This window comes from Flavobacterium mekongense, assembly GCF_047038255.1.
Lineage (GTDB): Bacteria > Bacteroidota > Bacteroidia > Flavobacteriales > Flavobacteriaceae > Flavobacterium > Flavobacterium mekongense.
This window is the reverse complement of sequence record NZ_CP174374.1, coordinates 2,562,623-2,589,616: the sequence shown is the minus strand read 5'-3', so window position 1 is coordinate 2,589,616 and position 26,994 is coordinate 2,562,623. Positions and strand designations below refer to the sequence as shown.

Genomic DNA, 26,994 nt, shown 5'->3' with positions numbered 1-26,994 from the left:
TTGATTTTAAAAGTGATTACTATTGAATATGATGTAGAGGTACAGTAAGGTTATCGGAATATTGGCCAACATAATGAGTATTTTTATGATAATGTTTTCTCGGTTTTCCCAATGGGTAAACAAATCAACAACCAAACTTAAAAAGGCAGCTCCATTAACTATTAACGCGCACATTACATAGTAAAAGCCTGCGAAGAGTAAGGTTGCGCTTGGTTTTAGTAAGTATGCTATAAAAAGCAACGAGCCAATGCCAAAAGAGCCTAAGGCGATGTAGGTAGTGAATTTACTTTCGTTTTCCGAATAGGTTTCTGCTAAGGTTTCCATGATTATTTGATATTAAATGAGTTTTGAATGTTTTTTAGGGGTTGCAACAGCATTTTTTCAAAGGGTAAATCGTAAAATTGATGCGCCGATTTACCACGACGGTAAAAGTGGCGGAAGACTTTCCATTGCATAGGGTAAAAGATTGTGCCGATAGCTATAACGGCGAATTGATAAGCGCTTCTTTTACCATTTCCCAATAAATAGTATTGCATTCCGATTTCTTCCACCACCGAAACACCTGTATTGGTTAAGACGTGAAAAACATCGTGATCTTCCAATTTGGGTTGGATTTCAAAATGGTATTTCAATAAGAAGCAACCCATGTGAAAGCCCAAACTTTCCGGTGGATATCTTATCAAATCTTTGGAGGTAATGGGCCAAGGTTCATTTTTCTTAAAGAACTTTTGATAGGGCTTTTTGCTCCATTCGTACATTTTTTCGATGACTAAATCTCTCATGTTTTAATTTAAAAGTACTTTGTATTTCAAAGTGTTTGGATAAAAAAATAGGGTTAACTTTTCTGTATTAATTTTTCAAGTGCTTCAATGTGTTCTTGAAAGGCTTTTTTTCCGGAGGCTGTGGCAATGTAGCGGGTATTTGGTTTTTTTCCTATGAATTGTTTTTCAATCATAATATAGTTTTCGTTTTCCAACGCTTTGGTATGACTGGCCAAATTGCCATCGGTAACGCCCAATAGTTCTTTGAGCATGTTGAAATCGGCACTCTCATTGACCATCAATACCGACATAATCCCCAAACGGATTCGGTGATCAAAAGCTTTGTTGATATTTTGAATAAGGTTTTTCAACTTAATTTCTATCGTACTTATAATACATCACGGCGCCGTAAACGATATGACAAATTCCGAATCCTACTATCCATACATACAAGCCGTAACCGGAATATTCTACGGCAATCAATCCCAAAATAATCTCGGTGATTCCCAAGTAGCGCACATCACGCAATGTATACTTACTGGCATTAACGCAAGCCAATCCGTAAAATATCAATGTAATAGGTGCTATGAGCCCGTATACACCGTGTCTCAATAAAAGTAGGGCCAAAATACCTCCGGTGAACAACGGGATGCAAAAATTAATTAACAGTCTTTTTGATGATGGATTCCAAACTTTTTCACCTACTTTTTTAGCTTTCTTTGCGGTTAAGAAATAGGCAGTTATCAAGGACAAAACCAAAACTACTATGGCTACCGCTATGATTTGTTTGAAAGTAGTGCTCTCTAAAGTTATGAATTCAGCATGATGATTGTCGATTAAAAAGTTAACCACTACAGCACCACACAAAGCATACAATCCGGCTAATATCCCCGACAATCCGCTTAAGGAGATAAATTGTGTCGATTGCGCCATCATCTGTTTGATGTCTTGTATGTCTTTCAAATAATCTTTTGTTTCCATTTTAAAGTACTTTGAAAAACAAAGTAAATGAAATATTTTTCGGTGACCAAATGTTTTTTCAATTATTTTTGAGAAAAATTAATCGCATGAAAAAAGTACTTTTCGGTGGCTTATTGTTATTGACTTCGTTAGGTTTTTCACAATCTGATGACGAACAAATGTTGCAATCTATATACAAAACCGCTTTAACGAATTCCCAATGTTATTCGTGGTTAGACGATTTGTCGAACAAAGTAGGCCAGCGTTTATCAGGTTCCGAAGGTGCTCAAAAAGGCGTACTTTACACCAAACAACAATTGGAAACTTTGGGTTTAGACCGTGTTTTTCTACAAGAAGTAATGGTGCCTAAATGGGAGCGAGGTGAAAAAGAAACTGCGTTTATCATTGATACTAAATCCAAAATTAAGGTACCGATTTGCGCTTTAGGCGGATCGATAGCTACCTCAAAATCAGGGATTACTGCTGAAGTGATTGAAGTCAATAGCCTAAAAGAATTAGAAACCTTGGGCGAAGCCAAAATCAAAGGTAAGATTGTTTTTTTCAATCGTCCGATGGAACCGGACAACATTGATACCTTTGTGTCTTACAGTCGATGCGGCGATCAAAGGTATGCCGGTGCTGCAGAAGCAGCCAAATTTGGCGCTGTTGGAACCATAGTGCGTTCTCTGAATTTAAGATTAGACGATTTTCCACACACCGGAGCGACTAGTTATGGCAGTTTACCAAAATCGCAATACATCCCGGCTGCCGCTATCAGTACCAACGGAGCGGAATTGTTGAGTAAAAAGTTGAAAGAAAATCCGAAGCTGACTTTCTTCTTCAAACAATCGTGTCAATTATTCGAGGATGTACTGTCTTACAATGTTATTGGCGAAATCAAAGGTTCGGTTCATCCGGAGAAAATTATGGTAGTGAGCGGTCACTTGGATTCTTGGGACTTGGCCGATGGTTCACACGATGACGGTGCCGGTTGTGTACAAAGTATGGCGGTTTTGGAACTCTTTAAAAAACTGAAATACCAACCTAAGAATACTATCAGAGTAGTTTTGTATATGAATGAAGAGAACGGTGGTAGAGGCGGAAAACAATATGAAGCAGAGTCCAAACGCAATAATGAGAACCATATTTTTGCCGTAGAAAGCGATGCCGGCGGCTTTACTCCGAGAGGCTTTTCGTTGGAATGTGATGATGCGAATTTTGCTAAAGTCAAAAGCTGGATGCCATTATTCGAACCTTATTTAATACATCTTTTTGTAAAAGGATATACGGGTGCCGACATTCATCCGTTAACTTCAGAGAAAATTGTCAAAGCCGGTTTGCGTCCCGACTCGCAACGCTATTTTGATTACCACCACGCAGCTAATGATACTTTTGATGCTATAAACAAAAGAGAATTGGAATTAGGCGCTGCCACTATGGCTTCTTTATTGTATTTGTTTGACCAATACGGGATTGATTAATTGAAACCTGCTGAACATTATATCATCAATCAACCATCTCATTACAGAGATATTCTTCTTAGTATAGTTGATGTGATGAAACAAACTTTACCCGAAGCTACTTTAGAGTACAAATGGGGTATACCTTATTTTTATTACAAGAGAAAACCTTTCTGTTATTTGAATGCGAGTCACAAAAAGCAATATGTAGATGTTGGCTTTGCCAAAGGATTCCAATTACAAAATCACTTAGATCATTTAATAGCGGATAACGGCAGAAATACGATAAAATCCCTGCGATACATTTCTATAGAATCGATAAATATCAATGTGTTGACTCAAGTTATTCTGGAGGCTGAAAAATTATATTAAATAAAAAGTCCCGAATCAAATTCGGGACTTTTTATTTTTAATTTTCTTTTGCTTTATAAATCCAACCGGTTTTGGCTTCACTGCCGTTGTTGAATTCGATGACATAATAATACGTTCCGTCCGGAAGGTCATCGCCATTGTCTGATTGGCCTTTCCATTCGTCTTTGTATTGGTTTTTGCTGTAAACTTTCATACCGTAACGGTTGAATAGCGTTAAGTTTTTAACATCCAACAAACGCAAATCGAAGAACTCGTTTTTACCGTCATTATTAACCGAAATACCTTTTTGGATACCACAGAAAATTCTATCCAAGGTAATCGGTTCATTTCTCCAACAACCATCAGGTGTTGTAACCGTTAAGGAGAAAGTTATCGGTAAAGTTTGCACTGAAGATAAAGAGAGTATGTACTCTGTTACGTTAAAAGTAGTAGCATTCGATCCTACTAATTGCAGGTTACTGTTGTACCAAGCATAGCTCGCGTTGTCAGTGTTGAAAGTGTCATTTACCGCTGTAACTTCAAGTATAAAGTTATTGTCAACGCAACTACCATTAATTTCAAAATCGAAACCACTTTGAACGGTTACGGCTAATGAACCGTTGGTGGCACATTGTCCGGCATTCGGAGCAAAACTATAAGTGCCCGAAACGGTATTGTCAATCACAGCCGGAGTCCAAGTTCCGCTAATTCCTTCCAAGGAAGAAGTTGGTAAAGATGGCGCGCTTTCACCTATACACAATTGACCAATAGGAGTGAAAGTAGGCGTTACATTCGGATTTACCACTATAGTCATAGTTGCTGTGCTTGCACATTGTCCGCCGGTAGGAGTGAAAGTATAGGTTGTAGTAGCCGTATTGTTTAAAGCCGGTGTCCAAGTTCCGTTAATGGCATTGTTCGAAGTGGTTGGCAAAGCATTTAAAGTGCCACCGCTACAAATAGGAGTAACTGCTGTAAACGTTGGTAAATTCGGTATATTTACAGTTACCGTTAAACTACCGCCTGTAGCACATTGACCGGCATTCGGAGTAAAGTTATAAGTGCCGGTTTGTGTATTGTTTACAGTCGACGGCGACCAAGTTCCGCTAAATCCTTCGATTGAAGTTGTTGGTAAGCTTACAGCATCACCTTGGCAAATAACGATATTGTTGAAAGTAGCCGCTACAGTTGCATTAACTGTGATAGTGCCATTGGCTATCACTACATTACAGCCACCAGAAGTAGTTACGGTATAATTGAAAATACCTGATGCCGTAGGTGTTCCACTAATAGTAAACACTCCGGTAGTATTGTCGTATGCACCGATAATTCCAGTAGGTAATCCGCTTGCCGTTACATTAGTGGCATTGGTTGCGGTGTACAAGATATTTTGAATGGCAGTGTCGATACAAACGTTTTGGGTATTGTTAGCCGAATCTAAAGTCAGGGTAACAGCCGGTGTTATCGTTACAGTTCCTGAAGCCGGTGTAGAAGAGCATTCGGTTGAGGTGACACTAACCGCATCCAGAAGATTCCCTACAGTTGGATCTCCGCCTGAACTTGATACTGATACAAATCTTAAGGAGTAGTTACTGCCTCCTGAGGTTGGAACAGTGTAGTTTAATGTATGAAATACCCAAGCAGCGTTACCATCGTTAAACTGACCTAAAGAAGTGTAAGGTCCGCCAACAGGACCAATTTCTACGCGAACCACATCATTACCCCAACGGCCTTTGTGTGCGAATGAAATTTGTAATTCGGCACCGGGATAAGTAGTAAAATCTTGGAAAACGGTAGCAGTAGAATTCCCATTGATTTCGATGAGTTGTGTTCCTTGGTAGGCCACAGCACTTTCAAATCCTTGAGGCCAAACTTCTAAAATACCATCGGGAGCTGAGGTTTCCCAACACGGTACAGCACTTTCATTTAACATGTTAGGAAAGGCACCCGAAGTAGCCGGATTTTCAAAACTTCCGTTGCAGAAATTGGTGCCTACAGGAGTTACAGTTACTGTATAAGTACCGGCCACAGTAGTGGTAAAGCTCGCCACATTACCCGGATTTGCAAATCCTGAAGGTACAGTCCATGAATAGATGTAATTGCCCGGAGTTTGTGTGGTGGCGGTTATTGTAGTGGATTGGTTGAAACAGATTGTCTCACTGTTAACGGTCACAACCGGTGCATTAGGATTGGTCAAAGTAACTACTTGACTTGATGCATATGTACAGTAAGTTGTTGTCAAATTAAAGTTGGCATATGCACCGGCATTTAAACCGGTTATGATAATTTGGCCGTTATTGTCCGAATTCAAATTCAACGGACCAATTGGAGTGGTGTCATCAGTATAAGTTACACTGTAAGATTGATTTGGATTGAGTCCGTTAATTATTATTGTTCCACTGTTGCCGTTACAAGTTAACGGATTTGTACTTGAAATTAAAACAGTAGATTGTGCATTCAAAGTTATGGTATTGGTAGCGCTAATACTACATCCATTTACTGTAAAACCAAAACCGTTGTAAGCGCCAATACTTAATCCTGTAATGGTATAGTTTCCGGTAGCGTCTGTTGTAATTGCATTTGGCCCAACTTGAACGGTGTTGTAATTATAAGTTAAATTATAAGTTGTATTAGGTGCTAAATCACTTATGGTAATGCTTCCGTCAGCTGTACTGCAATCAGAAGGATTGACAGCGGTGAAATTCGGATTGGCTTGTAGCGTATAAGTAGCTATGAAGTTGGCTCCATTATTATTGATTGCAACACTATCATCACATTGAGTTGTAGAATTAATATCACCGGTTATATCGTAATATACCTCAATAACATAGTCTCCCGGAGGAAAAGCCGTCAAATCAACAGGCGACTGGCTGTCGTTTAAAACCATTTGCCACTTTTGATCACTGGGACTACAAGGGCCGCCACTTGGGAATGAACCGGAAACGCAGTCGTTGAAGAAAGGTAAATTTAAAACAGTGAATGCACCCGGTGTTCCGGAAGCAGGATAAATGCGGTAGTTCATTCTGGCACTGCAAACATTAGCGGTAGCAATTTTGAATGTTTTGACTTCTCCACCTCTCAGTTTAAAGGTACCGGAATTGGTTAAATAGGTTCCGAAGTCGGTGTTAGGGAAAATATTTTGAGCCGGTCCTATAATCGAAGCTCCTGAACCTACAGTGTTAAAGAAGTTGTTGTCTTCACAGTTGGTCAACCAAACGGCGCTGGCAAAACTTCCGAAAGAACAATTTTGATAAACTGTTATCACCAAGGTAGTTGGATTGGCACATTGACCGGCATCAGGCGTGAAAGTATAGGTTGCCGTTTGAGTATTGTCTACTACAGCCGGAGACCAAGTGCCGGTGATGTTGTTCAATGAAGTAGTAGGTAATATTGGTGCTGTATCTCCACTACAAATAGGAGCAGGAGATAGGAAAGTAGGAGTGATGACCTGATTTACCACTACATTTTGAGTAATACTCAAAGCACATTGATTAGCATCCGGAGTAAATACATAGTTTCCTGACTGAGTATTGTCAATTATGGATGGTGACCAAGTTCCATTAATATTGTTAGTAGATACCAATGGTAGAATCGGCGCGGTTTCACCATTACACAGTGGTGCGATAGCACTAAATGTTGGAGTTATGTTTGGATTTACGGTTACATTGATGGTTGAAGGAGAAGCACATGAAGTTGCCTCAGGGGTAAAGGTATAACTACCCGACTGTGTATTGCTTATGGTTGCAGGTGTCCAAGTTCCGTTGATAGCATTATTGGAGGTGGTTGGTAAAACAGCTACAGTTGCTCCTTCACAGTAAGGCCCAAAAGTATCAAATGAAGGCGGTACATTATCATTTACAACTATCGTCACACTATCTGTTACATCTTGAGGACAAACAGTATTACCATCAGTTGAAGTTGCTGAAATGGTATAAGTTCCGGCAGTGGTTGGGGTAAAAGTTACTGTACTACCTGTTGTGGCACTCAGGCCGGTAGTAGTAGGGTTTGAGGTCCAATTGTAACTTCCGTTACCACCGGTAGAATTGAGAGTTACTGTTTCTCCCAAACAAATTTGATTGTCCGAAACGGTCGTGTTTACTTGTGTTTGAATACCGGTATTGGCTGCAATTACATAGTCACAAACGTCACCGCCATATCCATCAATCATTATATAGTAGGTATTTCCAACTACTAATCCATTGGCAGATATATTAGTGGAGCCTGTTGGGACTAAACCCGGACTCCAACAAGTTAAATTGTTTACAGCTCCGGCACAATTGTTAGCACTGAAAATCATTATTTGAATACCATTATTATCGACAGAGCTTGTTACCCAAACATCAAAAGAAATGGTGGTAGAAGTAGCAACAAAGGTTAAGAACGAGTTGTTTTCTATTGAACCACAAAAAGTACTGTTTAATTGTGACCAATAGTCGGCAGTGTAAGTAGATGAAGTACTTCCACAGTATCCGTTAAGGTTACAGATTGGCGTTGCAGTTTGACAAGTATTTCCTGCCGGTTGGTTGTTGATGCAATTTGGAGGCGGAACCGGAGTACTTATACAAACATTAAAGGTAGATGTTTGTCCTGCGGTTGAGGTATAAGAATAAACTCTAATGTAATATACTTGACCTATAGTTAGATTGCTAGCAGTACTATTTTCATTATCACTACAATACAATTGCGTCAATGCGCCACAACTTCCAGTGTAAACTACATGATACAAGTCGGTTGTGCTTCCTGCTATATTGAGTAATGAAATAATATGAAGAGTATTAGTTGCTGTAAATTGAAACCATACATCATCATCATCCGTACCGTTACAAGTATTTCCTTGAGCTGAAGCTGTAGCTCCTAAAATACTTCCCGGCGTAACAGAGGTACAAGTTGTGGTAGGGTTTACAGGAACATTTACAGCATTGATACATTCGTCATTGACAATTAAAGTGGTAAAAGATATTTTATTTGACCACAAACTAATATCAGCAGGGTTACATATTGCACGTACGTAAACGTCATAAGAAGTAGCTGAGTTCAATCCGCTAATAACATAAGTATTGCTTGTGGTTATAACTCCTGTTGCTGTAGCCGTTGGAATCGGTGAACCTGCCGGTAACCATATTACTTCCCATGTAGTTGCCGTACCTACTTCTGTCCAGCTTACAGTAGCACCATTTTGTCCTACAGTGCTAATATTCAATGCAGTTGGTTTCGGGCAAGTTGGCGGTGGTCCGCAAATAATGGTGGCGTCCCACCCGGTAGTTGTTATGCTTGTGTCTGAGGTAAATACAAATGTCAAACATCCATTAACAGCACTGGAAGTAAATGATGGTGGTATAGTTGCACCGGTAAAATTTCCTAATAGCGTTCCGGTAGCACTGTTACCGTCGTAAATTTTTAGAAAATCGTAACCGCTTTCAAGATTGAAAGAGTTAAAAATTACTGTAACTTGGTCACCGGGAGAATTTGGACAAATAACAGTAGTAACATTGGCATTGTCATTATAAGTTCCTGTAGCACCTCCCGTATCATAAAAATGATTACCGGCACAATAATTGGCTGCTGTGGTAAATAAGAAAGGTCCGGCCCAAGCACTAAATGTCCCGTTACCACAGTCTGCTCTAACATAAAATTGATAGTTAGTTCCGGAGGCTAAACCTGTTGCTGGATAATTGGTATTACTGTTGGTTTGTACTCCTGAACCCGATGGCATTGGAGAACCGGCTGTTTGTACAGCGACTTCCCAAGAAGTAGCTCCTCCCGGATTGGCCCAACTCAAATTGGCTGAAGTTTGATTGATTCCCGAAACACTTAGGGTTGTTGGAGGCGGACAGTTTACGGCTTGTAAAGTTAAAGTGTATCCTGTAGTTTGTGGTGAAGCCCAAGTAGAAATCACAATATAGTAAGTTGTGCCGGCAATAACAGCTAAATCAAATGTTCTAACCCCTGTTCCCGAATTTCCAGCACCGGCAACACAGTTGACACCGATGTTAGCACAACTATTATACACAAAAATACCCGAGTAAGTTGCGGTGGGTGTCATGCTTACATTAACAACTCCATTGGTTGTAGCTGTGTAAGCATAAACTACGTCATTTCCGTTTAAATAGCTATTGGTAGGTCCACAGGAATTACCAGGAACTCCCTCAATTGCAGTGTTGTCACTATAATTAGCAGTGTTATCGTTAGTGGTGTAAGGTAAAGAAGAAATTACGATTGGAGCACTACAACTCAATCCGGGTGATGAGGTTGAAAATGCAAACGGTCCTACCCATTGACTGCTGACACCGTTAGCACACAAAGCTCTTACATAATATTTGTAATTGGTTGTTGGAGTAAATGGCGTTCCCGTGGCTGTTGCAGTTGCTACATAAGACGGCGTTCCATTGTGAATCACTCCAACTCCGGTTGGTGCATCAGCAAAAGGCAATATTTCGATTTCCCATGAAGTTGCTCCACTCGGATTACCCCATGTTAAGGTCGCTGAAGTTTGTGTTATTGGGCCTGCCGCTAAATTCGTAGGATCTAAACATTGTTCTACAATTCTCACATCATCAATCAACCAACGGTCACCATCTAAAGTAGTTAAAGGTTGGGTGTACACTTTTACAAATGATACATAAACCTGTTGTCCGGCATAAGCAGAAAGACTCACTACTTTTTCTTCGTAGATGTTATAAGTAGCTGTTAAAGTTGTTTCATCCCATTGCTGAACCAAGGAATAAGCAGCCGGATTGGTTTGTGACGCAGTAGCAGGAGCCACTTTAATTTGATAAAGCGTTCCTTGATTCCCGGTAGTAAAACTTCTGGTGTAAAAACGAAGCTGACCATTCGTAGGAATGGTTACCAAAGGTGTCGCTAAGTAATCTTCAGAAGTGTTGTTCTGCCCGATATTTTCACGATTTACATAAGCAGCGTTAGTGCCTTGATAAACAATCGGCGGCGTTGGCGGAGTAACCACTGTTGAATTGATTCCCCATCGCTGAACGGTTCCGACACCATTGTCAAAAACGGCCCAATTACCCGTTCCTAAGGTCCAGTTGGTTGAAGGAAGCGCATCCGGACCTGTTGTTGATTCGAATCCTTCCAAAGCCATTTGTGAGTAGCCACAAAATGACATCAGAAAAGTCATTAATAATATTGTAATTTTTTTCATAAAGGGTGGTATTTGGTCGAGGGTAATAGCGGTTGGGAGAATCAGACTTTAAAAATGCCTCCTATGGTAATAATTCTTTGCATAAAGAAGAAATTTTGAGAAGCTCTGTCTGCTTTATCATGGGTGATTCTGATATCGTTCATGTCGATATAACCACCTTTGATTTCGGTTTGCACGAAGAAATGTTTAAAGAAAGTAAAGTTCAAACCAACTTTAGCTGAAAGTCCGTATCCTGATATATGAAAATCATCGTAACGCTGTTTACCCATAACCATTGCATTGGTTTTCGGATATAAAATTCCGGCGCCAACTCCTTCTGTCAAATTGATTTGGAATACATCAGTATTATTGATTTTGAAGAATTTAGAAATGTCATCAACACGACTAAACTCAGTATTGATATAATTTAAACCATCGGTATGTTCAAAAGTCAGGAAATCTTCCGTTAGTACGATTTCGTCATTATTATAAGTTCCATCAAACATTCCACCTTCATTAATAGTACCGTTAATGGTAGCCACCTGGTTTTGATTCATTACATATTTCATATGATCAACGCCAATGGAAATATTGTAGTGGTCGGAAATGAAATAACCAATCCTAAGATTGGTTTGCGGAATAGTCATTCTAGCCGGATTGAAGTAGTCGATATGCCAACCTTTAGGCTTATCATTGGCTGTAACATCATTCAGTGTAAAGTTATAATTTTCTCCTTTAAAATGAATGTCGGATTTTGAGTAGCTTTCGCGATTACCACCCCAGAAAATGTACATTTTTCCTTTATTATGAGCGGTATATTTACTTGGATTAACTTGTTGGTCTTGCGCTGAAATGGTTTGAGATAAGGCACAGAAAGACAGTAGTGAAAATAAAAATAAATTTTTCAAGGCTTAGGATAATTAAAATTAAAAAGAATTGATAGTTTTTCGAATGGCTACCAAACGGGTCATTAGGTCTTCAAAATAATCTAGGTGAAGCATGTTGGCGCCATCACTTTTGGCATTGGCAGGATCAAAATGAGTTTCAATAAAAATACCGTCAACACCAACAGCAATTCCGGCTTTTGCGATAGTTTCTATCATATCGGGTCTGCCTCCGGTTACACCGGCGCTTTGATTAGGTTGTTGAAGAGAATGGGTAACATCTAAAACAGTTGTTGCATATTGTTGCATGGTTGGAATACCTCTGAAATCTACAATCATGTCTTGGTAGCCAAACATGGTTCCTCTATCGGTTACCATTACGTTTTGGTTGTTACAATCTAATACCTTTTGAACGGCATGTTTCATGCTTTCCGGACTCATGAATTGTCCTTTTTTTAAGTTGACCGTTTTTCCGGTTTTGGCGGCAGCTACTACCAAATCGGTTTGTCTTACTAAGAAAGCAGGGATTTGTAAGACATCAACATATTGTGCGGCTTTATCTGCATCTTCATTAGTGTGGATATCTGTTACTGTTGGGATGTGAAAGGTTTCGGAAACTTTTCGAAGTATTTTTAAAGCTTTTTCATCACCTATGCCCGAGAAACTGTCAATTCTGGAGCGATTGGCTTTTTTGAAAGAACCTTTAAAAACATAAGGAATGGCTAACTTATCAGTGATAGCAACTAATTTTTCGGCAATTCGCAATGCCATTTCTTCGCCTTCAATGGCACATGGACCGGCAAGTACAAAGAAATTTCCACTATCAGTATTTTTGATCTGTGGAATGGTATTAATATTCATAAAATTTAGGTTTTTAAAAACCGCTAAGTTATGAATAATTTACTTACTCTGAACAGATAATTTTCGGACTTATTTTTTGATACTCAGGCCTACAGGAACCAATAAATGGCCACGCTCATAAATATTCAAATACAATTTTATCGGGTTGGTTTGTCCTTCCCAATGCAATTCGTAAACGTCTAAAAAACCAGCGCCCATTTCGGTTCTTTTGGAAGGAAAAGGACAACAACTTTCTACTTTGGTAAAGGTTATTTTTTCACCATTCGGACCGGCTAAGGCATTTAAAAATCGTTCTGCATTCAAATTTTCATCTTTGGTGTTTTTGTAAAAAACATTAATCGGGTAATCCGGATCGTAGCCGTATTTTTTATCCTTACTGTATTCTGTCAGAACAAAAGTGTTGTTTTTAGAGAGCGTTGGAATTGGCGCATTATCGTCAACGTTTTTTAAAGTAGATTTGGTGCTGATGCAGGAAGAAAACAGGACTATTACTGCTATTACCGATGAAATTTTATACACTCGTTTCATAATGAAAAATGTTTTTTTTAACGCTTGCAATAACCGTGCAATTATTTTTTACTTCTCAAAAATAAAGCTGCAATAGCACCGGATATGGTTCCCATTGACAGGGCACTGAATACACTTTGTATCATAAAACTCTTTAGGTTAAAATAACTTTCAGCGTCTTTTAAGGCGATGTGTCGGGTTAGGAGAGGGCTTTTGGTTTTGTATTCGATGATGCTTTCAAAAAAATGAGGTGTAATGCTTTTGTAAATCACCAATTGTGCAACAGGCATTAAAATCGCTATAAAAAAAGACAAAACGACACCACTTACAAAGCCTTGTGTCCAAGTCATTTGATTGTTGAAAAAGTATTTTTTCTTTTCGGCTATGGCTAAAAAATAAAATAACAAAGCAGGTATACCGAAGAGATTGGTGTAAATGGCGTATTTGTCAATATGTTGGTCGTGCAATCCCAAGAATTTTTCGCCTATGGCCCAAGCCAAAACCAACAATATAAAACGTAAGGTCCACTTTATTTCTATGCTGAAATTTTTCATGTCAATGTTCAATTTGATTTCAAAAATACTTCATTTCGATAAAAATTCATCTTTCCGACATTTATATTTCTATTTTTGCGTAAAAATGAGCAAATATGGAATTTATCAGTCAAACTTGGCATTGGGCTATTTCCGGTTTTTTGATTGGAATGGTCATGCTGACACTCAATTATTTCGGTAAAGTTTTTGGGATGTCCTCCAACTTGAGGTCTTTATGTGCCATGACCGGAATCGGAAAAAAAGTACCTTTTTTCGACTGGGATTGGAAATCGCAACGTTGGAATTTAGCCGTAGTGGCCGGTGCCATGCTGGGTGGTTTTGTGGCCGTACATTTTTTGAGCGATGCTTCGAATGTTGATTTAAATCCAAAAACGGTATCACAACTTACGGCTATGGGTATTGAAGCTCCCAACGGCAAATTATTACCGGATTCCGTTTTTGGTACTGCTGCTTTACAATCCCCAAAAATGATTCTTATCTTAGTATTGGGCGGCGTACTCATTGGCTTTGGTTCACGTTATGCCGGTGGTTGTACATCCGGTCATGCCATTTCAGGATTAAGCAACTTGCAATTGCCTTCTTTAAAAGCGGTTATTGGTTTCTTTATCGGCGGTTTGTTGATGTCACATTTTATCTTGCCTCTAATTTTTTAAGCTATGAATTTATTGCGTTATATAATAGTAGGTTTTGTTTTTGGTATCGTTTTGACCAAAGCGGAAGCTGTTTCTTGGTACCGAATTTATGAGATGTTCCAATTTCAATCGTTTCATATGTATGGGATTATTGCCGTTGCCATTCTTACGGGTCTGATAGGTATCCAAATTATCAAAAGAAAACAGCTTAAAGATATAGACGGAAATCCTATTTACATACAAGATAAAGAAAAAGGAAATGTGCGTTATTGGATAGGCGGTATCCTTTTCGGGTTGGGTTGGGCTTTGGTTGGCGCTTGTCCCGGACCGATTTTTATTCTTTTGGGTTCCGGATTTATGAGTGCCGGATTGATATTGTTCGGAGCGGTTTTTGGTACTTTTTTGTATGGTTTAATCAAAGATAAATTGCCTCACTAAGTACTGAGTGATTTCAGAATTAACGATTAGTGAATTGAATTACAAAAAAACAGCTGTTGGTTTTTTAACAGATTTTTTGGTCAGATGTCGACAATATGGTCGAATACTTATTACTTCTGAATACATTTATAGTAATAAACAAATCAAAAGAATTTGTTGATACAATAACTAACCCTGTTATCTTATCAACTCTGCCACCTGATTCTTCGGAATCAGGTGGTTTTTTTTAATCAGCTAATCTGCGGAGTTTGTTTCTGTCGATTATTTTGATACGCTTACCGTCGAGTTCAATTAAACCTGCTTTGTTGAGTTCTGAAAGTAATCTGATACAACTCTCGGTAGCAGTTCCGATCATTCCGGCTAACTCTTCACGAGACAGTTGTAATTTTAAACAACCGTCATCAGTTTTTCCGAAATTGTCTTCTAAGTATATTAAGGTTTCTGCCAATCTTTCTTTAACACTTTTTTGTGCCATAGAAACCATGTGGTCGTCTGATTCTTTTAAATCTCCACAAATGGTTTTCATAACGTTCATGGAAAAATTGTTGTTCTGATTAAAGAACTGCATGATTTCTGTTTTCGGAATAAAACAAACTTCCATGTCTTCCAAGGCCACGGCACTTAGGTTAGCCGGTTCTTCACTAATCATGGAGCGCTGTCCTAACAATTCGCCCGGCTTTATCAATTTTACAATTTGGTCTTTACCGTTGGCACTGAGCTTGGTCATTTTGCAAACACCGTCCTTGACACAATAAATGCCGTGAGTAGTTTCGCCTTCCTCAAAGATGGTTTCCCCCTTTTTTATGGTGTAAGAGGTTTTACAATCCGCCATTCTCAATAGTTCATCCTTAGTTAAGGCTTTGAGCGAACTGAATTGTCTAACGATACATTGTTCACATTTACTCATGGTATTCTTTATTGGTCACTACAAATATATTTAAAGTATGACAAATATCATATTTTAATTTTCACACTTATTTGACCTTTGTTTCAGGTAAAAATGAGCAAATCAATTAAGTTATGAATCCGTCACAGTGTTTCCATTGTGGTAATGAGATTGTAAAAAAAGACGAAATCCTTTTTGACGACAAGAGTTTTTGTTGTAACGGTTGTAAAACAGTTTATGAAATATTCAGTCAGAATGATTTGTCTTGTTATTACGATTTTCAAGCAGCGCCAGGCGCTACACCACCCGATATTAAAGGCAAATATGATTTTTTAGCCAATGAAGAGATTGTTACTAAACTCCTCGATTTCCAAGAAAATGCAACAGCCATTGTTTCATTGTACATTCCTCATATACACTGTAGTTCGTGTATTTGGATTTTGGAGAATCTACAAAGGCTTCAACCGGGAATAATAGCTTCTCAAGTTAACTTCCCCAACAAGAAAGTCCGCATTACTTACCATCCTGAAAAAACCAATCTCAAAGAAATTGTTGAGTTGCTTTGTGCTATTGGTTACGAACCTTACATCAGTTTAGAAAACTACACTGAAGGCAAAAAGAAAGTCGACCGCACCCTGATTTATAAATTAGGAGTGGCATTTTTCTCTTTCGGGAATATTATGCTGTTATCGTTTCCCGAATATTTTGAAGTCGGCGAATTTTGGATTGAGCAATACAAAGGTTTTTTCCGATGGTTGATTTTTGTATTGTCCTTACCGGCTTTTATTTATTCGGCTTCCGGTTATTATGTGGCCGCATGGAAAAGCATGAAACAAGGATTGCTCAATATTGAGATTCCGATTGCCTTAGGGATAGTGGTAATGTTTATCCGCAGTACTGTTGATATCATGTTTGATTATGGTCAAGGTTTTTTTGACAGCATGTGTGGGTTGATTTTCTTTATGTTGTTAGGCAAATTATTCCAGCAAAAAACCTACGATTTCTTATCCTTTGAACGCGATTACAAGTCTTATTTCCCCATTGCCATTACCAAGGTATTGCCCGATGGTAATGAAGAAGCCGTGCAGGTTTATGATATTAAAAAAGGAGACCGATTACTTATCAGAAACCAAGAGTTGATTCCGGTTGATGGGATTTTGATTTCCGAAAAAGCGTCTATCGATTATAGTTTTGTAACCGGTGAAGCGGTACCGATTGAAAAAAAATCGGGCGATAAAATTTTTGCCGGAGGAAAACAATTGGGGAAAATCATCGAAATGGAAGTCCTGTTTTCGGTTTCTCAAAGTTATCTAACCCAATTATGGAGCAACGATGTCTTCCAAAAACGAGTAGATCAAAAGCACAAATCAATTACCGATAAAATCAGTCATTATTTCACACCGGCATTACTATTACTGTCAGTGGTGGCTTTTGGTTATTGGGTGTTTTTAGATGTTCCTACAGCTTTTAATGTATTTACGGCAATTTTAATTGTGGCTTGTCCGTGTGCCTTGGCTTTGACGGCTCCTTTTACTTTGGGGAATGTATTGCGCATTATGGGGAATCGAAAATTGTACCTAAAAAATGCTATAGTAATTGAGCAACTGTCCAAAGTAGATACCATAGTTTTTGATAAAACCGGAACCATAACTACCAACAAAAAAACAGCCATCACTTATGAGGGTGAAGCTTTAAATGATGCTGAATTGCGACTCTTGAAAAATGCCCTCAGAGGTTCGAATCATCCATTAAGTCGCCGATTGTACGATTTTATTCCACCTCAGGAAAAATTAGAAGTCAAGCATTTTGAAGAAGTCATCGGTAAAGGTGTTTTTGCCGAATTGGAAGCCGGAACGGTGAAATTAGGGTCTTCTCAATTCCTGCAACACATGAGCGAGAATACCCATAAAAAAACCAAAGTGCACGTTGAAATTAACGGTGTTTACAAAGGTAGTTATGTATTTAACAACCAATACCGACAAGGTTTAGAACAATTGTTTGAAGCGTTGGCTAAAAATTATCAATTGATTGTTTTGTCGGGCGATAATGATGGTGAACGTAAGATTTTGGAAAAGATGTTACCGGCCAGTACACAATTAGTATTCAATCAAAAACCGGAGCAAAAATTGGCTTATATCGATGATTTACAACATCAAGGAAAAAATGTGATGATGATAGGCGATGGGTTGAATGATGCCGGAGCTTTGGCACAAAGTAATGTAGGGATTTCAATCTCAGAAAATGTGAATGTGTTTTCGCCGGCTTGCGATGGGATTTTAGATGCAAGTCAGTTTCACAAGATAGCTTTCTTTTTGAAGTATTCTAAAAACGCTATGCTGACTATTTATATGAGTTTTGGCTTGTCATTGTTATATAATGTAGTCGGTTTGAGCTATGCTGTAACCGGGAATTTATTGCCTATAGTGGCGGCTATTATCATGCCATTGAGCACTGTAACCATCGTGAGTTTTGTAACGGTAATGAGCAATCTTTTCGCTGCAAAGAAATAATAATCGAAGTATGACAAATGTCATATTTTAAGCAATAGGGTAAAAGTAACTTTGTCTAACACAAATTAGAGGTATGAGTGTCATTTATATGTTAATCTCGATAAGTATTGTAGTGGCTGTTTTCTTTCTCTACGCTTTTATTAAAGCGGTAAGAGGCGGACAATATGACGACGATTATACGCCATCCGTCAGAATGCTTTTTGACGACGAGCTAGTAAAGGAAACTAACAAAAATCAAATTAATATAACCGAAGAAAAACAATTATAATTATGGAAATGCAACAATTTCAGTATGACAACAAAATTGTAAGGAACTTCATTTACGCCAGTATAGTTTTTGGTGTAGTTGGTATGTTAGTTGGGTTAATATTAGCATTTATGTTTTTATTTCCCAATGTGACCAGCGGAATTTCCTTCTTAAGTTTTGGACGACTCAGACCGCTACACACCAATGCGGTAATTTTCGCGTTTGTGGGTAATGCCATGTTTGCCGGAGTGTATTACTCTATGCAACGCTTGCTCAAAGCCAGAATGTTCAGTGATTTTTTAAGCAAACTGCACTTTTGGGGATGGCAATTAATCATAGTAGCTGCAGCGGTTACGCTACCGTTAGGATACACTACTTCTAAAGAATATGCCGAATTAGAATGGCCAATAGACATTGCTATTGCTCTGATTTGGGTAGTATTTGGAATCAACATGATCGGAACCATCATCAAAAGAAGAGAGCGTCATATTTATGTTGCTATCTGGTTCTACATAGCCACTTTTGTTACGGTAGCGGTATTACATATTTTCAACAGTTTAGAATTGCCGGTTTCTTTCTCCGGAATGAAATCATACTCTGTTTACGCCGGTGTACAAGATGCCTTAGTGCAATGGTGGTATGGTCACAATGCGGTGGCATTCTTCTTGACCACTCCGTTTTTAGGAATGATGTACTACTTTGTGCCTAAAGCCGCTAACAGACCTGTGTATTCTTATAGATTATCTATCATCCACTTCTGGTCTTTGATTTTCATCTACATCTGGGCAGGACCACACCACTTGTTGTATTCTGCTTTACCGGACTGGGCTCAAAACTTAGGGGTTGTTTTCTCTGTTATGTTGATTGCACCATCTTGGGGTGGTATGATTAACGGTTTGTTAACCCTACGCGGCGTTTGGGATAAAGTACGTACTGATGCCGTGTTGAAATTCTACGTAGTAGCCATTACCGGTTATGGTATGGCCACTTTTGAAGGTCCAATGTTGTCTTTGAAAAACGTAAATGCTATTGCGCACTTTACCGATTGGATTATTGCTCACGTACACGTTGGGGCTTTAGCATGGAACGGATTCTTGTCTTTCGGTATGATTTACTGGTTGATCCCAAGAATGACTAAATCTAAACTATATTCTGAAAAATTAGCCAACTTCCACTTCTGGATTGGTACTTTAGGGATCATTTTATATGCACTTCCAATGTATGTAGCCGGATTTACTCAGGCTTCTATGTGGAAACAATTCAAACCGGATGGTACGCTACAATACGGTAACTTCTTAGAAACGGTAACCCAAATCATCCCTATGTATTGGATGCGTGCCGTTGGGGGTACTTTATATTTGGTAGGGGTTTTGGTATTGGTTTACAACATTGTCAAAACTATCAAACAAGGGGCTGCAATTGAAGACGATGCAGCGGAAGCTCCGGCTTTAGCTGCTATCAGTCCGAATCGTTTGAAAGGTGAAAAATGGCACTCTTGGTTAGAAAGAAAACCGGTGCAATTTATGTTATACACTACCGTAGCCATTTTAATTGGTGGTGCCGTCCAAATTTTACCAACCATTTTGGTAAAATCTAATATTCCAACCATAGCTGCCGTTAAACCTTATACACCATTGGAATTACAAGGTAGAGATTTGTACATCCGTGAAGGTTGTGTGAGCTGTCACTCACAGTTAATCAGACCATTCCGTTCAGAGGTTGAACGTTACGGTGACTACTCTAAATCCGGAGAATATGTGTACGACCATCCATTCTTATGGGGATCTAAACGTACCGGTCCGGACTTACACAGAGAAGGTGTTCCCGGCAAACCATTCAACGGTGGTAGAGATGATATTTGGCACTTTAACCACATGTACGATCCGCAAAGTATCTCTCCGGGATCTGTAATGCCAAGATACCAATGGTTGATTAAAAACACTATTGACAATTCGACTATCCAAGATAAGATGAGAACTATGGTAACCTTAGGCGTTCCATACACCGATCAGGAAATTGCCGATGCTATGAAATCAATTGATGCGCAGTCTTCTAAAATTGAAGCCAAATTGTTAACGAATCCTGATATCAAAAAAGCTTTCGGAAGTGATACAGCCGCTCCGTTAAAAGACAGAGAAATTGTAGCCTTGATTGCTTATTTACAAAGATTAGGAACCGATACGCAAGTTAAATCTAAACCATAACAGTCATGTTGAAGTTTGTCAAACACAATTTGGAAACGATTGCCGGTGTAGAAATCTACCCGATAATCTCACTGACTATTTTCTTTACCGCTTTTGTTTTGTTCACCGTTTGGGCGATGACCTACAGTAAGGAAACCATCAAAAAAGTGAGTGATCTTCCATTAGAAGACTAAATAATGACCTTTTAAATAGTAAAAAAATGAAAAAATTATTTCCATCATACGTAAGAGTTCCGCTGATTTTTGCCATAGTAATGGCGGCTTTGGAATATTTTATTGACTCAGGCGATCGTCCGGCTTTTGTAAAGCATCCTATGGTTGCCTTGTTCTTAGTGGTTTTCCTCTTTTTGTTGGTAGCCATTGAAATCGTCATCAATGCAGTGGATAGGGTAACTTATCACATGCTAACCGATGAACAAAGAAAGCAATTAGAAGAAGCGCAATCTGTTTCTTTTACAGAGAGTAAATGGGTTCAAGGTATTGTGAAGAGTTTGACTCGCTCAAAATCTATTGAGCAAGAAGCCGATGTAATGTTAGACCATGATTACGATGGTATCAAAGAGTTGGACAACGTTTTACCGCCTTGGTGGGTGAATTTGTTCTATGCTACCATTATTTTCGCAGCAATCTATTTGGTAAGATTCCACATAGTAGGAGATTACAACCAAGACCAAGAATTTGATCAGGAAGTTGCGGCAGCCCAATTAGAAATTGAAAAGAACAAAGCCAATTCCCCAAAAGAAGAAATTACTTTAGACAAAGTAACCTTGTTAACCGATGCTGAAAGTTTGGCCAAAGGGAAAGAAATTTTTACCAATGCTTGTGCCGCTTGTCACAAAGCGGATGGCGGTGGAGTAGTAGGACCTAACTTAACCGACGAATATTGGATTAACGGTGGTGGCATCAAAAATGTATTCAAGTTGATTGCCGAGGGTAGTAAAAATAATCCAACCATGGTGGGTTGGGCTAAAACGCTCGGAACTACTGAAGTTCAAAAAGTAGCCAGTTATGTGTTGAGCTTACAAGGAACCAAACCTGCAGGAGGAAAAGCACCTGAAGGGGAAAAATGGGTCGAAGAAGCTGCACCCGCTGAAAAAGCACCGGCAACTGCAGACACTACAACAGTAGCAGCAAAATAATAATCAAAAGAAAGGTTTTGGGTTAAGACTCAAAACCTTTCTAAATCTTACAAATTAGCAATTTAATGCAACAGTAAAATGGCAACAAATCTTCCTGATGATAGTTTTAGAGATAGTATTGCTACTATTGATGCCAAAGGGAAAAGAGTGTTCATACACCCTAAAAAGCCTTCCGGACCGTTTTATGATAAGCGAAAAATATTGAGTTATTTTTTATTAGCGTTCTTATTTTCTGCCCCTTTCATAAAAATTAACGGCAACCAATTTTTAATGTTTAATGTCTTAGAAAGACGTTTTAATATTTTTAGTTTTCCGTTTTGGCCACAGGATTTCCACTTGTTTGTAATCTCAATGATCATTGGGGTGGTCGGATTGGCATTGTTTACGGTTGCTTTCGGGCGTATTTTTTGTGGTTGGTTTTGTCCGCAAACCATCTTTATGGAAATGGTGTTCCGCCGCATAGAGTTCTGGATTGATGGCGACAGAGCACAGCAAATTCGCTTGAGAAACCAAGATTGGGATGCCGAAAAAATCAGAAAGCGCTTAACCAAGTGGATTATCTTTTTCATTATCTCTTTTATCATTGCTAACGTTTTTTTGGCATATTTAATCGGAAGTGATGAGTTGATCAGATTTATTGAAGAAGGGCCAACCAAAAACGCTAAAACACTAATTGCCTTATTGATTTTTACCGCGGTATTCTACTTTATTTATGCTTGGTTCAGAGAACAGGTTTGTATTATAGCCTGTCCTTACGGCAGAATGCAAGGGGTGTTATTAGACAATAAAACCATTAATGTGGCCTATGATCATGTTCGTGGAGAAGGGGAAAGCGGAAGAGCCAAATTCAACAAAAACGAAGATCGAAAAGCCTTAGGGAAAGGCGATTGTATAGATTGTAAAGTTTGTGTACACGTTTGTCCTACCGGAATTGATATCAGAAACGGTACCCAATTGGAATGCATTAACTGTACAGCTTGTATAGACGAATGCGACTCCATCATGGAAAAAGTTGGCTTGCCCAAAGGTTTGATTCGCTATGCCAGTGAAGATGAGATTGTAAAGAAAGAGCCTTTCAAATTAACCACTCGAATGAAAGGTTATATCGCGGTCTTGTCTATCTTGATTGGCGTATTTATAGGGATGTTGTTCTTGAGAAATGAGGTGGAAGCCACTATCCTGCATATGCCGGGACAATTATTTCAAAGAGAAGATAACAGTGTTATCAGTAATATTTACAATTACGACATCATCAATAAAACGGAGCGCGAATTCAATAATGTAACTTTCAAGCTTGTGGAGCCTAAAGGAGAAATTAAATTGGTAGGGAGTCCGTTTGCTAAAGTGCCTAAGCAAGGGGCTGCCAAAGGTACTTTCTTTGTAAAAATCAAAGAAAGCGATTTGAAAGAAGAAAAAGTAGTCTTGAAAATTGAGGTTTACAATGACGGAAAAGTGATTGAAACAGCCACTACTAACTTTTTAGGACCTAGAAATTTTAACTAAAACGAATGATTATGAATATCAATTGGGGAAAAGGAATTGTTATAGCTTTTGTGTTGTTCATGAGCTTTATACTGTATTTTGTAATCAAAGTACAATCCGATGATAAATACGACAACGAATTGGTAACTCAAGAATACTACAAGAAAGAGAAACTGGTTCAGGGTAATATTGAAAGCATACAAAATGCTAATAACTTAAACGTGAAAGTAGCCATTGTCAAAACCGATAAAGGTTTGATGGTTAGCTTCCCGGATTCTTTAGACCCAGCACTAATAAAAGGAAAAGTATCCCTATACAGACCGTCCAACCAAAAACTGGATTTTGAGACCCTCATCTCATTGTCCGGTTCCGATTTGCTCATACCTAAAAACAATCTGGTTGGCGGTCTATGGGGTATTACTGTGGCGTGGGAATACGATGGTAAAACGTATTTGAACAAAGAAGAAATTTATTTCTAATATCTAATATTGATATGTTGTACACGGCTATCATATTCGGTTTAATCTCCAGTTTGCACTGCATTGGCATGTGCGGACCGATTGCTATGATGTTGCCGGTAGATCATAAAAACCCATCTAAAAAAGCCATTCAAATCCTGATATATCATTTGGGAAGATTAACTTCCTATGGTGTTTTAGGATTAGTATTTGGCTTGTTGGGTAGAGGATTTTATATGGCAGGAATACAACAACAACTTTCCATTGCTGTAGGCATAGGCATGATTCTTTTGGCCGTAGTTCCTGAAAAAATATTGGCGCGTTATAATTTTTCTAAGCCTATTTACCGATTGATTACCAAAATTAAAAGCAGCTTGGGAGCACAGTTCAAAAGAAAAACACCGGACGCATTGTTTACCATAGGACTTTTTAACGGGTTATTACCTTGCGGATTGGTTTATGCGGCCTTATTCGGAGCCATAGCTATGCAAAATGTAACCTTGGGCATTGCTTATATGGTATTATATGGCTTAGGCACTATTCCCATGATGAGTGCTGTAGTGTATGTGAGTTCATTATTGTCTTTGCCCTTCAGAAACAAACTGCAAAAGGCTGTTCCTATTGTTACTGTTGTAATAGGAATATTGTTTGTGTTGCGTGGTATGGGATTGGACATAGCTTACATTTCTCCAAGTAATATGAATCTATTCGTTCAAGCCAGTGCTAATTGTCATTAATTAAAACAACCATTTCAAACAAATTATAAACTAAAACCCATGGAAAAACACGATTTATTACACGAATTTCCTCAATACCAGGAAAAAATTCACGAACTAAAGGTCTCTGATGCTCATTTCAGAAAGCTATTTGATGAGTATCATGAAATTGAACACCAGATTCACAGAATTAACATGGGTTCTGAAGTAGCCAATGATAATTATCTGCATGAATTAAAAGCCAAATTATTGTTCCTAAAAGACGAATTATACGCCCACTTGAATAAGTAGTTATTGAGTTAAGTAATTGATTGAAAACCACACTGAAAAGTGTGGTTTTTTTTGAAGTGAAATTTGCGATTATAATTCTCTGAGCTTCACATTCTTAAAAAAAGAAACCGCCCGGTTAAAGGCGGTTTTCTACCAAAAAACATGAACACTATCTTCCATTGCCCAATATTGGAAAATAGTTTGGTAATTAAGTGGTTGGTTAAGCTAGTTCTAATTTAAGTTTACTGTTGATATATTCTATCATATCGGTCTTGTTTAGTTCGATGTTTATGTTGTAAATATTATTCAAGTTTAATTCATAAACATCTGCGGCTATTTTGTTTTTTGTTACTCCCAAAAACAGTCTTATTCCTTTATAAGACGAATGTATCTTTGAAAACAACTTTAATTCCTCTATCTCATTAATAATGAAAATAATGGTGTCATAATGAAACAGATCTACTTTTCTCAAATCATTAAAACCAAATACCGATGCTACCTCATACTTACTACTGTAAATTTTTTCAAAGTATTTGGCATATCCTATCGAGCTATCAAACACCAAAATTTTTTCCTGCATAGGTCTGATTCTTATTTTAACTTTCGCTTTTCAATATCACCTTTGAAAGTCATCACTTCATCGAATTTATTTTCTTTAAATGTCAATTCGACTTGTTTATCGTTGTTAAAAAAAATGACCAATAAATATTCTTTTTTAAAAATAAAGTTCAGGAACTTGCTCAGAAAACCTCTTTTATTATAAATCTTTATCAGAGAAATGTCTTCCAAGAAAACGATTAACTCTCTTTTGCTGTCGATGGAAAGTTGGTAAAAATCATTCAGTTTTTCTTTTGAACAGACTATCAACATCTTTATAATTTTTCTTCTTATATCGCTCTAAGAATAGGCTCTTGGGGTTTGATGTTTTGTTTAATATGTGATATCAGTTCCCGAGCTTCATCTTTATATTCCGGCTCTATATTTGTTTTAATTATATCTTGGTTTTTGGTGGTTATAATGATTTTATAATTATAATACCTAATTAACAAAGCCGATAAAGTCATGACTGACGCTACTAAATAGCCGGCAATTTCATATGTTGAAGAAATTTTATTTCCAAAGTGGAGTAAAGCCACAAAAAAAACCAGACTTAAGGTTAAAAGTCTGATGTTGTTTGATAATACTTTTTCCCTTTTGAAATAAACATTTCTTACTTGTTTGCACTCTAATCTGATTAGAGTGTCTTTTTTATTTATGTATATATGACCGTCAAAGATTAATCCTATCGGGTTATAGTAATCATTTTGCATGTTAAAATTTGGGGGTTTGTCACTTACTGACGTAAATTTATAGATAGTTTGATTTGTACCCGACAGATTTCGGTGAGCATACTAAAACAGCAGACCAGTGACATTAAAATATCGGTATTTGGAAAGTCGGGTTTTGGGGCAATAAAGGGATAGTTCTTATTTGACAGCTAAGAATTTTTTCGTTACCGGAATTCCGTCAACTGTAAGACCTTTGATGAACAAGGCTTGATGATTTGTATTTAAACCCGAGATGCTCAATCTAACATCGTTTACATTGTTGTTTTGATAAATCAACTGCCCATTCAAATTGTATATCGCTAACGATTTTATTTGGGCATAGCTCGATTGAATGAACATATCACCTTGGTCTTGATAAACCGAAATACTGTTGGAGGCAAATTGGTGGTCGGTGTTGCCTAAGCTTGAAGTTTGGCCGGGATTGTAGAAAACCAGTTTGAAACGATCGTTATACATTCCTACTTGACAATTAAAGGTGTAGTTAGATGTTTTTAAATTAGTATAAACATTGGTTTCAGTATCTAATATATAAACCGGTTGGTTAGTGTTCAAGAAAAAGCCGTCAGCATGGTCTAAAGCAAAGGTGAAGTTACCTTCATAAGTGCTGTTAAAACTTAACGCAATTACGTCATTCGGACTGTAATTTAATCCTCTGAACTGAATGGCATAACGGTCGTTGCCAATCAATGAAGTTAAAGCCACAACACCATCGTTAAAATAAGCGCCGTCTAATCCTTGATCAAAACCGTCTGTTGCTCCGGTTCTGTAGCCAAATAAAGTTTGTGAAAAAGCACCGGTTGTGTTGTCGGTTACATTTATCCAAACGCGATGTCTTTCAACTGCTGTAGTTTGAGTGGAAGCAACATTTGAGGCTTCAGTGTTTTTGCATGCCAATAATAATACTACTATAAGTAGCCCTTTAAAGCTGGCTAACTTTTTGCTGATTTGTGTAATAGTTTTCATAATTCAGGATTTTGTTTATGATAGATTTGGACATTATTGTAGTACAAAGATTGTTAGAATAAAGATTGAATTTTCAAAAATTAGATAACAACACTCGGTCTTTAGACGAGAGGTTTTTTAACTTAGACGAACGGTAAAAAACTCTTTGTAATGCATAAAATATCGACAAAATGCATTTTTTTAACATTTTTAAAACCGTTTGTCTAAAAATCGCTATTTGCCGGTATGGGTGAGAAGTAAAAACAAAAAACC

Annotated in this window: 27 protein-coding genes; 13 read left to right on the top strand and 14 right to left on the bottom strand. The window is 38.1% G+C overall.

Features of this window, described 5'->3' with window-relative positions; translation table 11 throughout:
- Nucleotides 1–6: 6 nt before the first annotated feature.
- Genes ACJG85_RS11230 through ACJG85_RS11215 form a run of 4 tightly spaced genes read right to left on the bottom strand, consistent with a single transcriptional unit; the run spans nt 7 to nt 1,742 of the window.
- The gene (locus tag ACJG85_RS11230; protein WP_409680508.1) at nt 7–324 is read right to left on the bottom strand and encodes a hypothetical protein; all 318 of its coding nucleotides are present in this window, start codon (nt 322–324) and stop codon (nt 7–9) included.
- Nucleotides 325–326: 2 nt separating this feature from the next.
- The gene (locus ACJG85_RS11225; RefSeq protein WP_412476439.1) at nt 327–782 is read right to left on the bottom strand and encodes a hypothetical protein; all 456 of its coding nucleotides are present in this window, start codon (nt 780–782) and stop codon (nt 327–329) included.
- Nucleotides 783–835: 53 nt separating this feature from the next.
- On the bottom strand, nt 836–1,132 hold the full coding sequence (locus ACJG85_RS11220) for a winged helix-turn-helix domain-containing protein (protein ID WP_409680514.1): 297 nt from the start codon (nt 1,130–1,132) through the stop codon (nt 836–838).
- Between the two features lies 1 nt (nt 1,133).
- Nucleotides 1,134–1,742, bottom strand: coding sequence for a hypothetical protein (locus ACJG85_RS11215; RefSeq protein ID WP_409680517.1), 609 nt, complete (start codon nt 1,740–1,742; stop codon nt 1,134–1,136).
- An 86-nt stretch (nt 1,743–1,828) separates the two neighbouring features.
- Between ACJG85_RS11215 and ACJG85_RS11210 the strand changes: the two genes are divergently transcribed.
- Nucleotides 1,829–3,202 (top strand): M28 family peptidase, encoded by a 1,374-nt coding sequence (locus ACJG85_RS11210; RefSeq protein WP_412464143.1) that lies wholly within the window; start codon nt 1,829–1,831, stop codon nt 3,200–3,202.
- A complete protein-coding gene (locus ACJG85_RS11205) occupies nt 3,203–3,553 on the top strand; it encodes a DUF1801 domain-containing protein (RefSeq protein ID WP_412464142.1) in 351 nt (116 codons plus the stop codon). It abuts the gene before it with no gap.
- A 37-nt stretch (nt 3,554–3,590) separates the two neighbouring features.
- Here the strand turns inward: ACJG85_RS11205 and ACJG85_RS11200 are convergent, their stop codons facing one another.
- From ACJG85_RS11200 to ACJG85_RS11180, 5 genes are all read right to left on the bottom strand, one after another.
- Entirely contained in the window at nt 3,591–10,685 is a 7,095-nt protein-coding gene (locus tag ACJG85_RS11200; protein ID WP_412476438.1) for a fibronectin type III domain-containing protein, read from the bottom strand.
- Nucleotides 10,686–10,726: 41 nt separating this feature from the next.
- Complete coding sequence (locus tag ACJG85_RS11195) at nt 10,727–11,572, bottom strand: hypothetical protein (RefSeq protein WP_409680664.1); 846 nt, start codon at nt 11,570–11,572, stop codon at nt 10,727–10,729.
- A gap of 18 nt (nt 11,573–11,590) precedes the next feature.
- On the bottom strand, nt 11,591–12,409 hold the full coding sequence (kdsA, locus tag ACJG85_RS11190) for a 3-deoxy-8-phosphooctulonate synthase (RefSeq protein ID WP_409680666.1): 819 nt from the start codon (nt 12,407–12,409) through the stop codon (nt 11,591–11,593).
- A gap of 69 nt (nt 12,410–12,478) precedes the next feature.
- Nucleotides 12,479–12,937 carry a 2-dehydro-3-deoxyphosphooctonate aldolase gene (locus tag ACJG85_RS11185; RefSeq protein ID WP_409680668.1) on the bottom strand — a complete coding sequence of 153 codons (459 nt, stop codon included), beginning with the start codon at nt 12,935–12,937 and terminating at the stop codon, nt 12,479–12,481.
- 41 nt (nt 12,938–12,978) lie between these two features.
- Complete coding sequence (locus ACJG85_RS11180; protein ID WP_412476437.1) at nt 12,979–13,470, bottom strand: DUF4199 domain-containing protein; 492 nt, start codon at nt 13,468–13,470, stop codon at nt 12,979–12,981.
- A 95-nt stretch (nt 13,471–13,565) separates the two neighbouring features.
- Here ACJG85_RS11180 and ACJG85_RS11175 point away from each other — a divergent pair, with 95 nt between their 5' ends.
- Together ACJG85_RS11175 and ACJG85_RS11170 are read left to right on the top strand one after the other, a co-directional pair.
- Nucleotides 13,566–14,123: a YeeE/YedE family protein gene (locus ACJG85_RS11175; RefSeq protein WP_409680673.1), complete on the top strand. Its 558-nt coding sequence runs from the start codon at nt 13,566–13,568 to the stop codon at nt 14,121–14,123.
- Between the two features lie 3 nt (nt 14,124–14,126).
- Nucleotides 14,127–14,540, top strand: coding sequence for a DUF6691 family protein (locus ACJG85_RS11170; RefSeq protein WP_409680676.1), 414 nt, complete (start codon nt 14,127–14,129; stop codon nt 14,538–14,540).
- A gap of 226 nt (nt 14,541–14,766) precedes the next feature.
- On the opposite strand, the gene ACJG85_RS11165 is transcribed toward ACJG85_RS11170, so the two are convergent.
- Nucleotides 14,767–15,447, bottom strand: a complete 681-nt coding sequence (locus ACJG85_RS11165) for a Crp/Fnr family transcriptional regulator (RefSeq protein ID WP_409680678.1) — start codon at nt 15,445–15,447, stop codon at nt 14,767–14,769.
- Nucleotides 15,448–15,560: 113 nt separating this feature from the next.
- Between ACJG85_RS11165 and ACJG85_RS11160 the strand changes: the two genes are divergently transcribed.
- From ACJG85_RS11160 to ACJG85_RS11120, 9 genes are all read left to right on the top strand, one after another.
- Nucleotides 15,561–17,936: a heavy metal translocating P-type ATPase gene (locus ACJG85_RS11160; RefSeq protein ID WP_412476436.1), complete on the top strand. Its 2,376-nt coding sequence runs from the start codon at nt 15,561–15,563 to the stop codon at nt 17,934–17,936.
- A 73-nt stretch (nt 17,937–18,009) separates the two neighbouring features.
- Nucleotides 18,010–18,204, top strand: a complete 195-nt coding sequence (gene ccoS / locus ACJG85_RS11155) for a cbb3-type cytochrome oxidase assembly protein CcoS (RefSeq protein ID WP_121313422.1) — start codon at nt 18,010–18,012, stop codon at nt 18,202–18,204.
- Nucleotides 18,205–18,206: 2 nt separating this feature from the next.
- Complete coding sequence (ccoN, locus tag ACJG85_RS11150; RefSeq protein WP_412476435.1) at nt 18,207–20,387, top strand: cytochrome-c oxidase, cbb3-type subunit I; 2,181 nt, start codon at nt 18,207–18,209, stop codon at nt 20,385–20,387.
- A 5-nt stretch (nt 20,388–20,392) separates the two neighbouring features.
- Nucleotides 20,393–20,560 (top strand): CcoQ/FixQ family Cbb3-type cytochrome c oxidase assembly chaperone, encoded by a 168-nt coding sequence (locus ACJG85_RS11145; RefSeq protein ID WP_290877955.1) that lies wholly within the window; start codon nt 20,393–20,395, stop codon nt 20,558–20,560.
- A gap of 26 nt (nt 20,561–20,586) precedes the next feature.
- Entirely contained in the window at nt 20,587–21,525 is a 939-nt protein-coding gene (locus ACJG85_RS11140) for a cbb3-type cytochrome c oxidase N-terminal domain-containing protein (RefSeq protein WP_412464138.1), read from the top strand.
- Nucleotides 21,526–21,603: 78 nt separating this feature from the next.
- Nucleotides 21,604–23,028 carry a cytochrome c oxidase accessory protein CcoG gene (ccoG, locus tag ACJG85_RS11135; RefSeq protein WP_409680688.1) on the top strand — a complete coding sequence of 475 codons (1,425 nt, stop codon included), beginning with the start codon at nt 21,604–21,606 and terminating at the stop codon, nt 23,026–23,028.
- Nucleotides 23,029–23,039: 11 nt separating this feature from the next.
- Nucleotides 23,040–23,486, top strand: a complete 447-nt coding sequence (locus tag ACJG85_RS11130) for a FixH family protein (protein WP_409680691.1) — start codon at nt 23,040–23,042, stop codon at nt 23,484–23,486.
- A 14-nt stretch (nt 23,487–23,500) separates the two neighbouring features.
- Entirely contained in the window at nt 23,501–24,202 is a 702-nt protein-coding gene (locus ACJG85_RS11125) for a sulfite exporter TauE/SafE family protein (RefSeq protein WP_409680694.1), read from the top strand.
- Nucleotides 24,203–24,241: 39 nt separating this feature from the next.
- Nucleotides 24,242–24,472 carry a YdcH family protein gene (locus ACJG85_RS11120; protein WP_409680697.1) on the top strand — a complete coding sequence of 77 codons (231 nt, stop codon included), beginning with the start codon at nt 24,242–24,244 and terminating at the stop codon, nt 24,470–24,472.
- A 199-nt stretch (nt 24,473–24,671) separates the two neighbouring features.
- Here the strand turns inward: ACJG85_RS11120 and ACJG85_RS11115 are convergent, their stop codons facing one another.
- The 4 genes from ACJG85_RS11115 to ACJG85_RS11100 all read right to left on the bottom strand — a co-directional run bounded on the left by ACJG85_RS11115 (nt 24,672) and on the right by ACJG85_RS11100 (nt 26,742).
- Complete coding sequence (locus tag ACJG85_RS11115) at nt 24,672–25,031, bottom strand: hypothetical protein (RefSeq protein WP_409680700.1); 360 nt, start codon at nt 25,029–25,031, stop codon at nt 24,672–24,674.
- Between the two features lie 11 nt (nt 25,032–25,042).
- On the bottom strand, nt 25,043–25,321 hold the full coding sequence (locus tag ACJG85_RS11110) for a hypothetical protein (protein ID WP_409680702.1): 279 nt from the start codon (nt 25,319–25,321) through the stop codon (nt 25,043–25,045).
- Between the two features lie 17 nt (nt 25,322–25,338).
- Nucleotides 25,339–25,761, bottom strand: a complete 423-nt coding sequence (locus ACJG85_RS11105; RefSeq protein ID WP_409680705.1) for a hypothetical protein — start codon at nt 25,759–25,761, stop codon at nt 25,339–25,341.
- Nucleotides 25,762–25,917: 156 nt separating this feature from the next.
- On the bottom strand, nt 25,918–26,742 hold the full coding sequence (locus ACJG85_RS11100) for a hypothetical protein (RefSeq protein WP_409680708.1): 825 nt from the start codon (nt 26,740–26,742) through the stop codon (nt 25,918–25,920).
- Nucleotides 26,743–26,994: the final 252 nt, after the last annotated feature.

Bases quoted from the DNA above. Each gene is read 5' to 3' on its own strand.
- ACJG85_RS11230 (WP_409680508.1), bottom strand. From the start codon at position 324: ATGGAAACCTTAGCAGAAACCTATTCGGAAAACGAAAGTAAATTCACT.
- ACJG85_RS11225 (WP_412476439.1), bottom strand. From the start codon at position 782: ATGAGAGATTTAGTCATCGAAAAAATGTACGAATGGAGCAAAAAGCCC.
- ACJG85_RS11215 (WP_409680517.1), bottom strand. From the start codon at position 1,742: ATGGAAACAAAAGATTATTTGAAAGACATACAAGACATCAAACAGATG.
- ACJG85_RS11210 (WP_412464143.1), top strand. From the start codon at position 1,829: ATGAAAAAAGTACTTTTCGGTGGCTTATTGTTATTGACTTCGTTAGGT.
- ACJG85_RS11200 (WP_412476438.1), bottom strand. From the start codon at position 10,685: ATGAAAAAAATTACAATATTATTAATGACTTTTCTGATGTCATTTTGT.
- kdsA (WP_409680666.1), bottom strand. From the start codon at position 12,409: ATGAATATTAATACCATTCCACAGATCAAAAATACTGATAGTGGAAAT.
- ACJG85_RS11185 (WP_409680668.1), bottom strand. From the start codon at position 12,937: ATGAAACGAGTGTATAAAATTTCATCGGTAATAGCAGTAATAGTCCTG.
- ACJG85_RS11180 (WP_412476437.1), bottom strand. From the start codon at position 13,470: ATGAAAAATTTCAGCATAGAAATAAAGTGGACCTTACGTTTTATATTG.
- ACJG85_RS11175 (WP_409680673.1), top strand. From the start codon at position 13,566: ATGGAATTTATCAGTCAAACTTGGCATTGGGCTATTTCCGGTTTTTTG.
- ACJG85_RS11170 (WP_409680676.1), top strand. From the start codon at position 14,127: ATGAATTTATTGCGTTATATAATAGTAGGTTTTGTTTTTGGTATCGTT.
- ACJG85_RS11165 (WP_409680678.1), bottom strand. From the start codon at position 15,447: ATGAGTAAATGTGAACAATGTATCGTTAGACAATTCAGTTCGCTCAAA.
- ACJG85_RS11160 (WP_412476436.1), top strand. From the start codon at position 15,561: ATGAATCCGTCACAGTGTTTCCATTGTGGTAATGAGATTGTAAAAAAA.
- ccoS (WP_121313422.1), top strand. From the start codon at position 18,010: ATGAGTGTCATTTATATGTTAATCTCGATAAGTATTGTAGTGGCTGTT.
- ccoN (WP_412476435.1), top strand. From the start codon at position 18,207: ATGGAAATGCAACAATTTCAGTATGACAACAAAATTGTAAGGAACTTC.
- ACJG85_RS11145 (WP_290877955.1), top strand. From the start codon at position 20,393: ATGTTGAAGTTTGTCAAACACAATTTGGAAACGATTGCCGGTGTAGAA.
- ACJG85_RS11140 (WP_412464138.1), top strand. From the start codon at position 20,587: ATGAAAAAATTATTTCCATCATACGTAAGAGTTCCGCTGATTTTTGCC.
- ccoG (WP_409680688.1), top strand. From the start codon at position 21,604: ATGGCAACAAATCTTCCTGATGATAGTTTTAGAGATAGTATTGCTACT.
- ACJG85_RS11130 (WP_409680691.1), top strand. From the start codon at position 23,040: ATGAATATCAATTGGGGAAAAGGAATTGTTATAGCTTTTGTGTTGTTC.
- ACJG85_RS11125 (WP_409680694.1), top strand. From the start codon at position 23,501: ATGTTGTACACGGCTATCATATTCGGTTTAATCTCCAGTTTGCACTGC.
- ACJG85_RS11120 (WP_409680697.1), top strand. From the start codon at position 24,242: ATGGAAAAACACGATTTATTACACGAATTTCCTCAATACCAGGAAAAA.
- ACJG85_RS11115 (WP_409680700.1), bottom strand. From the start codon at position 25,031: ATGCAGGAAAAAATTTTGGTGTTTGATAGCTCGATAGGATATGCCAAA.
- ACJG85_RS11110 (WP_409680702.1), bottom strand. From the start codon at position 25,321: ATGTTGATAGTCTGTTCAAAAGAAAAACTGAATGATTTTTACCAACTT.
- ACJG85_RS11105 (WP_409680705.1), bottom strand. From the start codon at position 25,761: ATGCAAAATGATTACTATAACCCGATAGGATTAATCTTTGACGGTCAT.
- ACJG85_RS11100 (WP_409680708.1), bottom strand. From the start codon at position 26,742: ATGAAAACTATTACACAAATCAGCAAAAAGTTAGCCAGCTTTAAAGGG.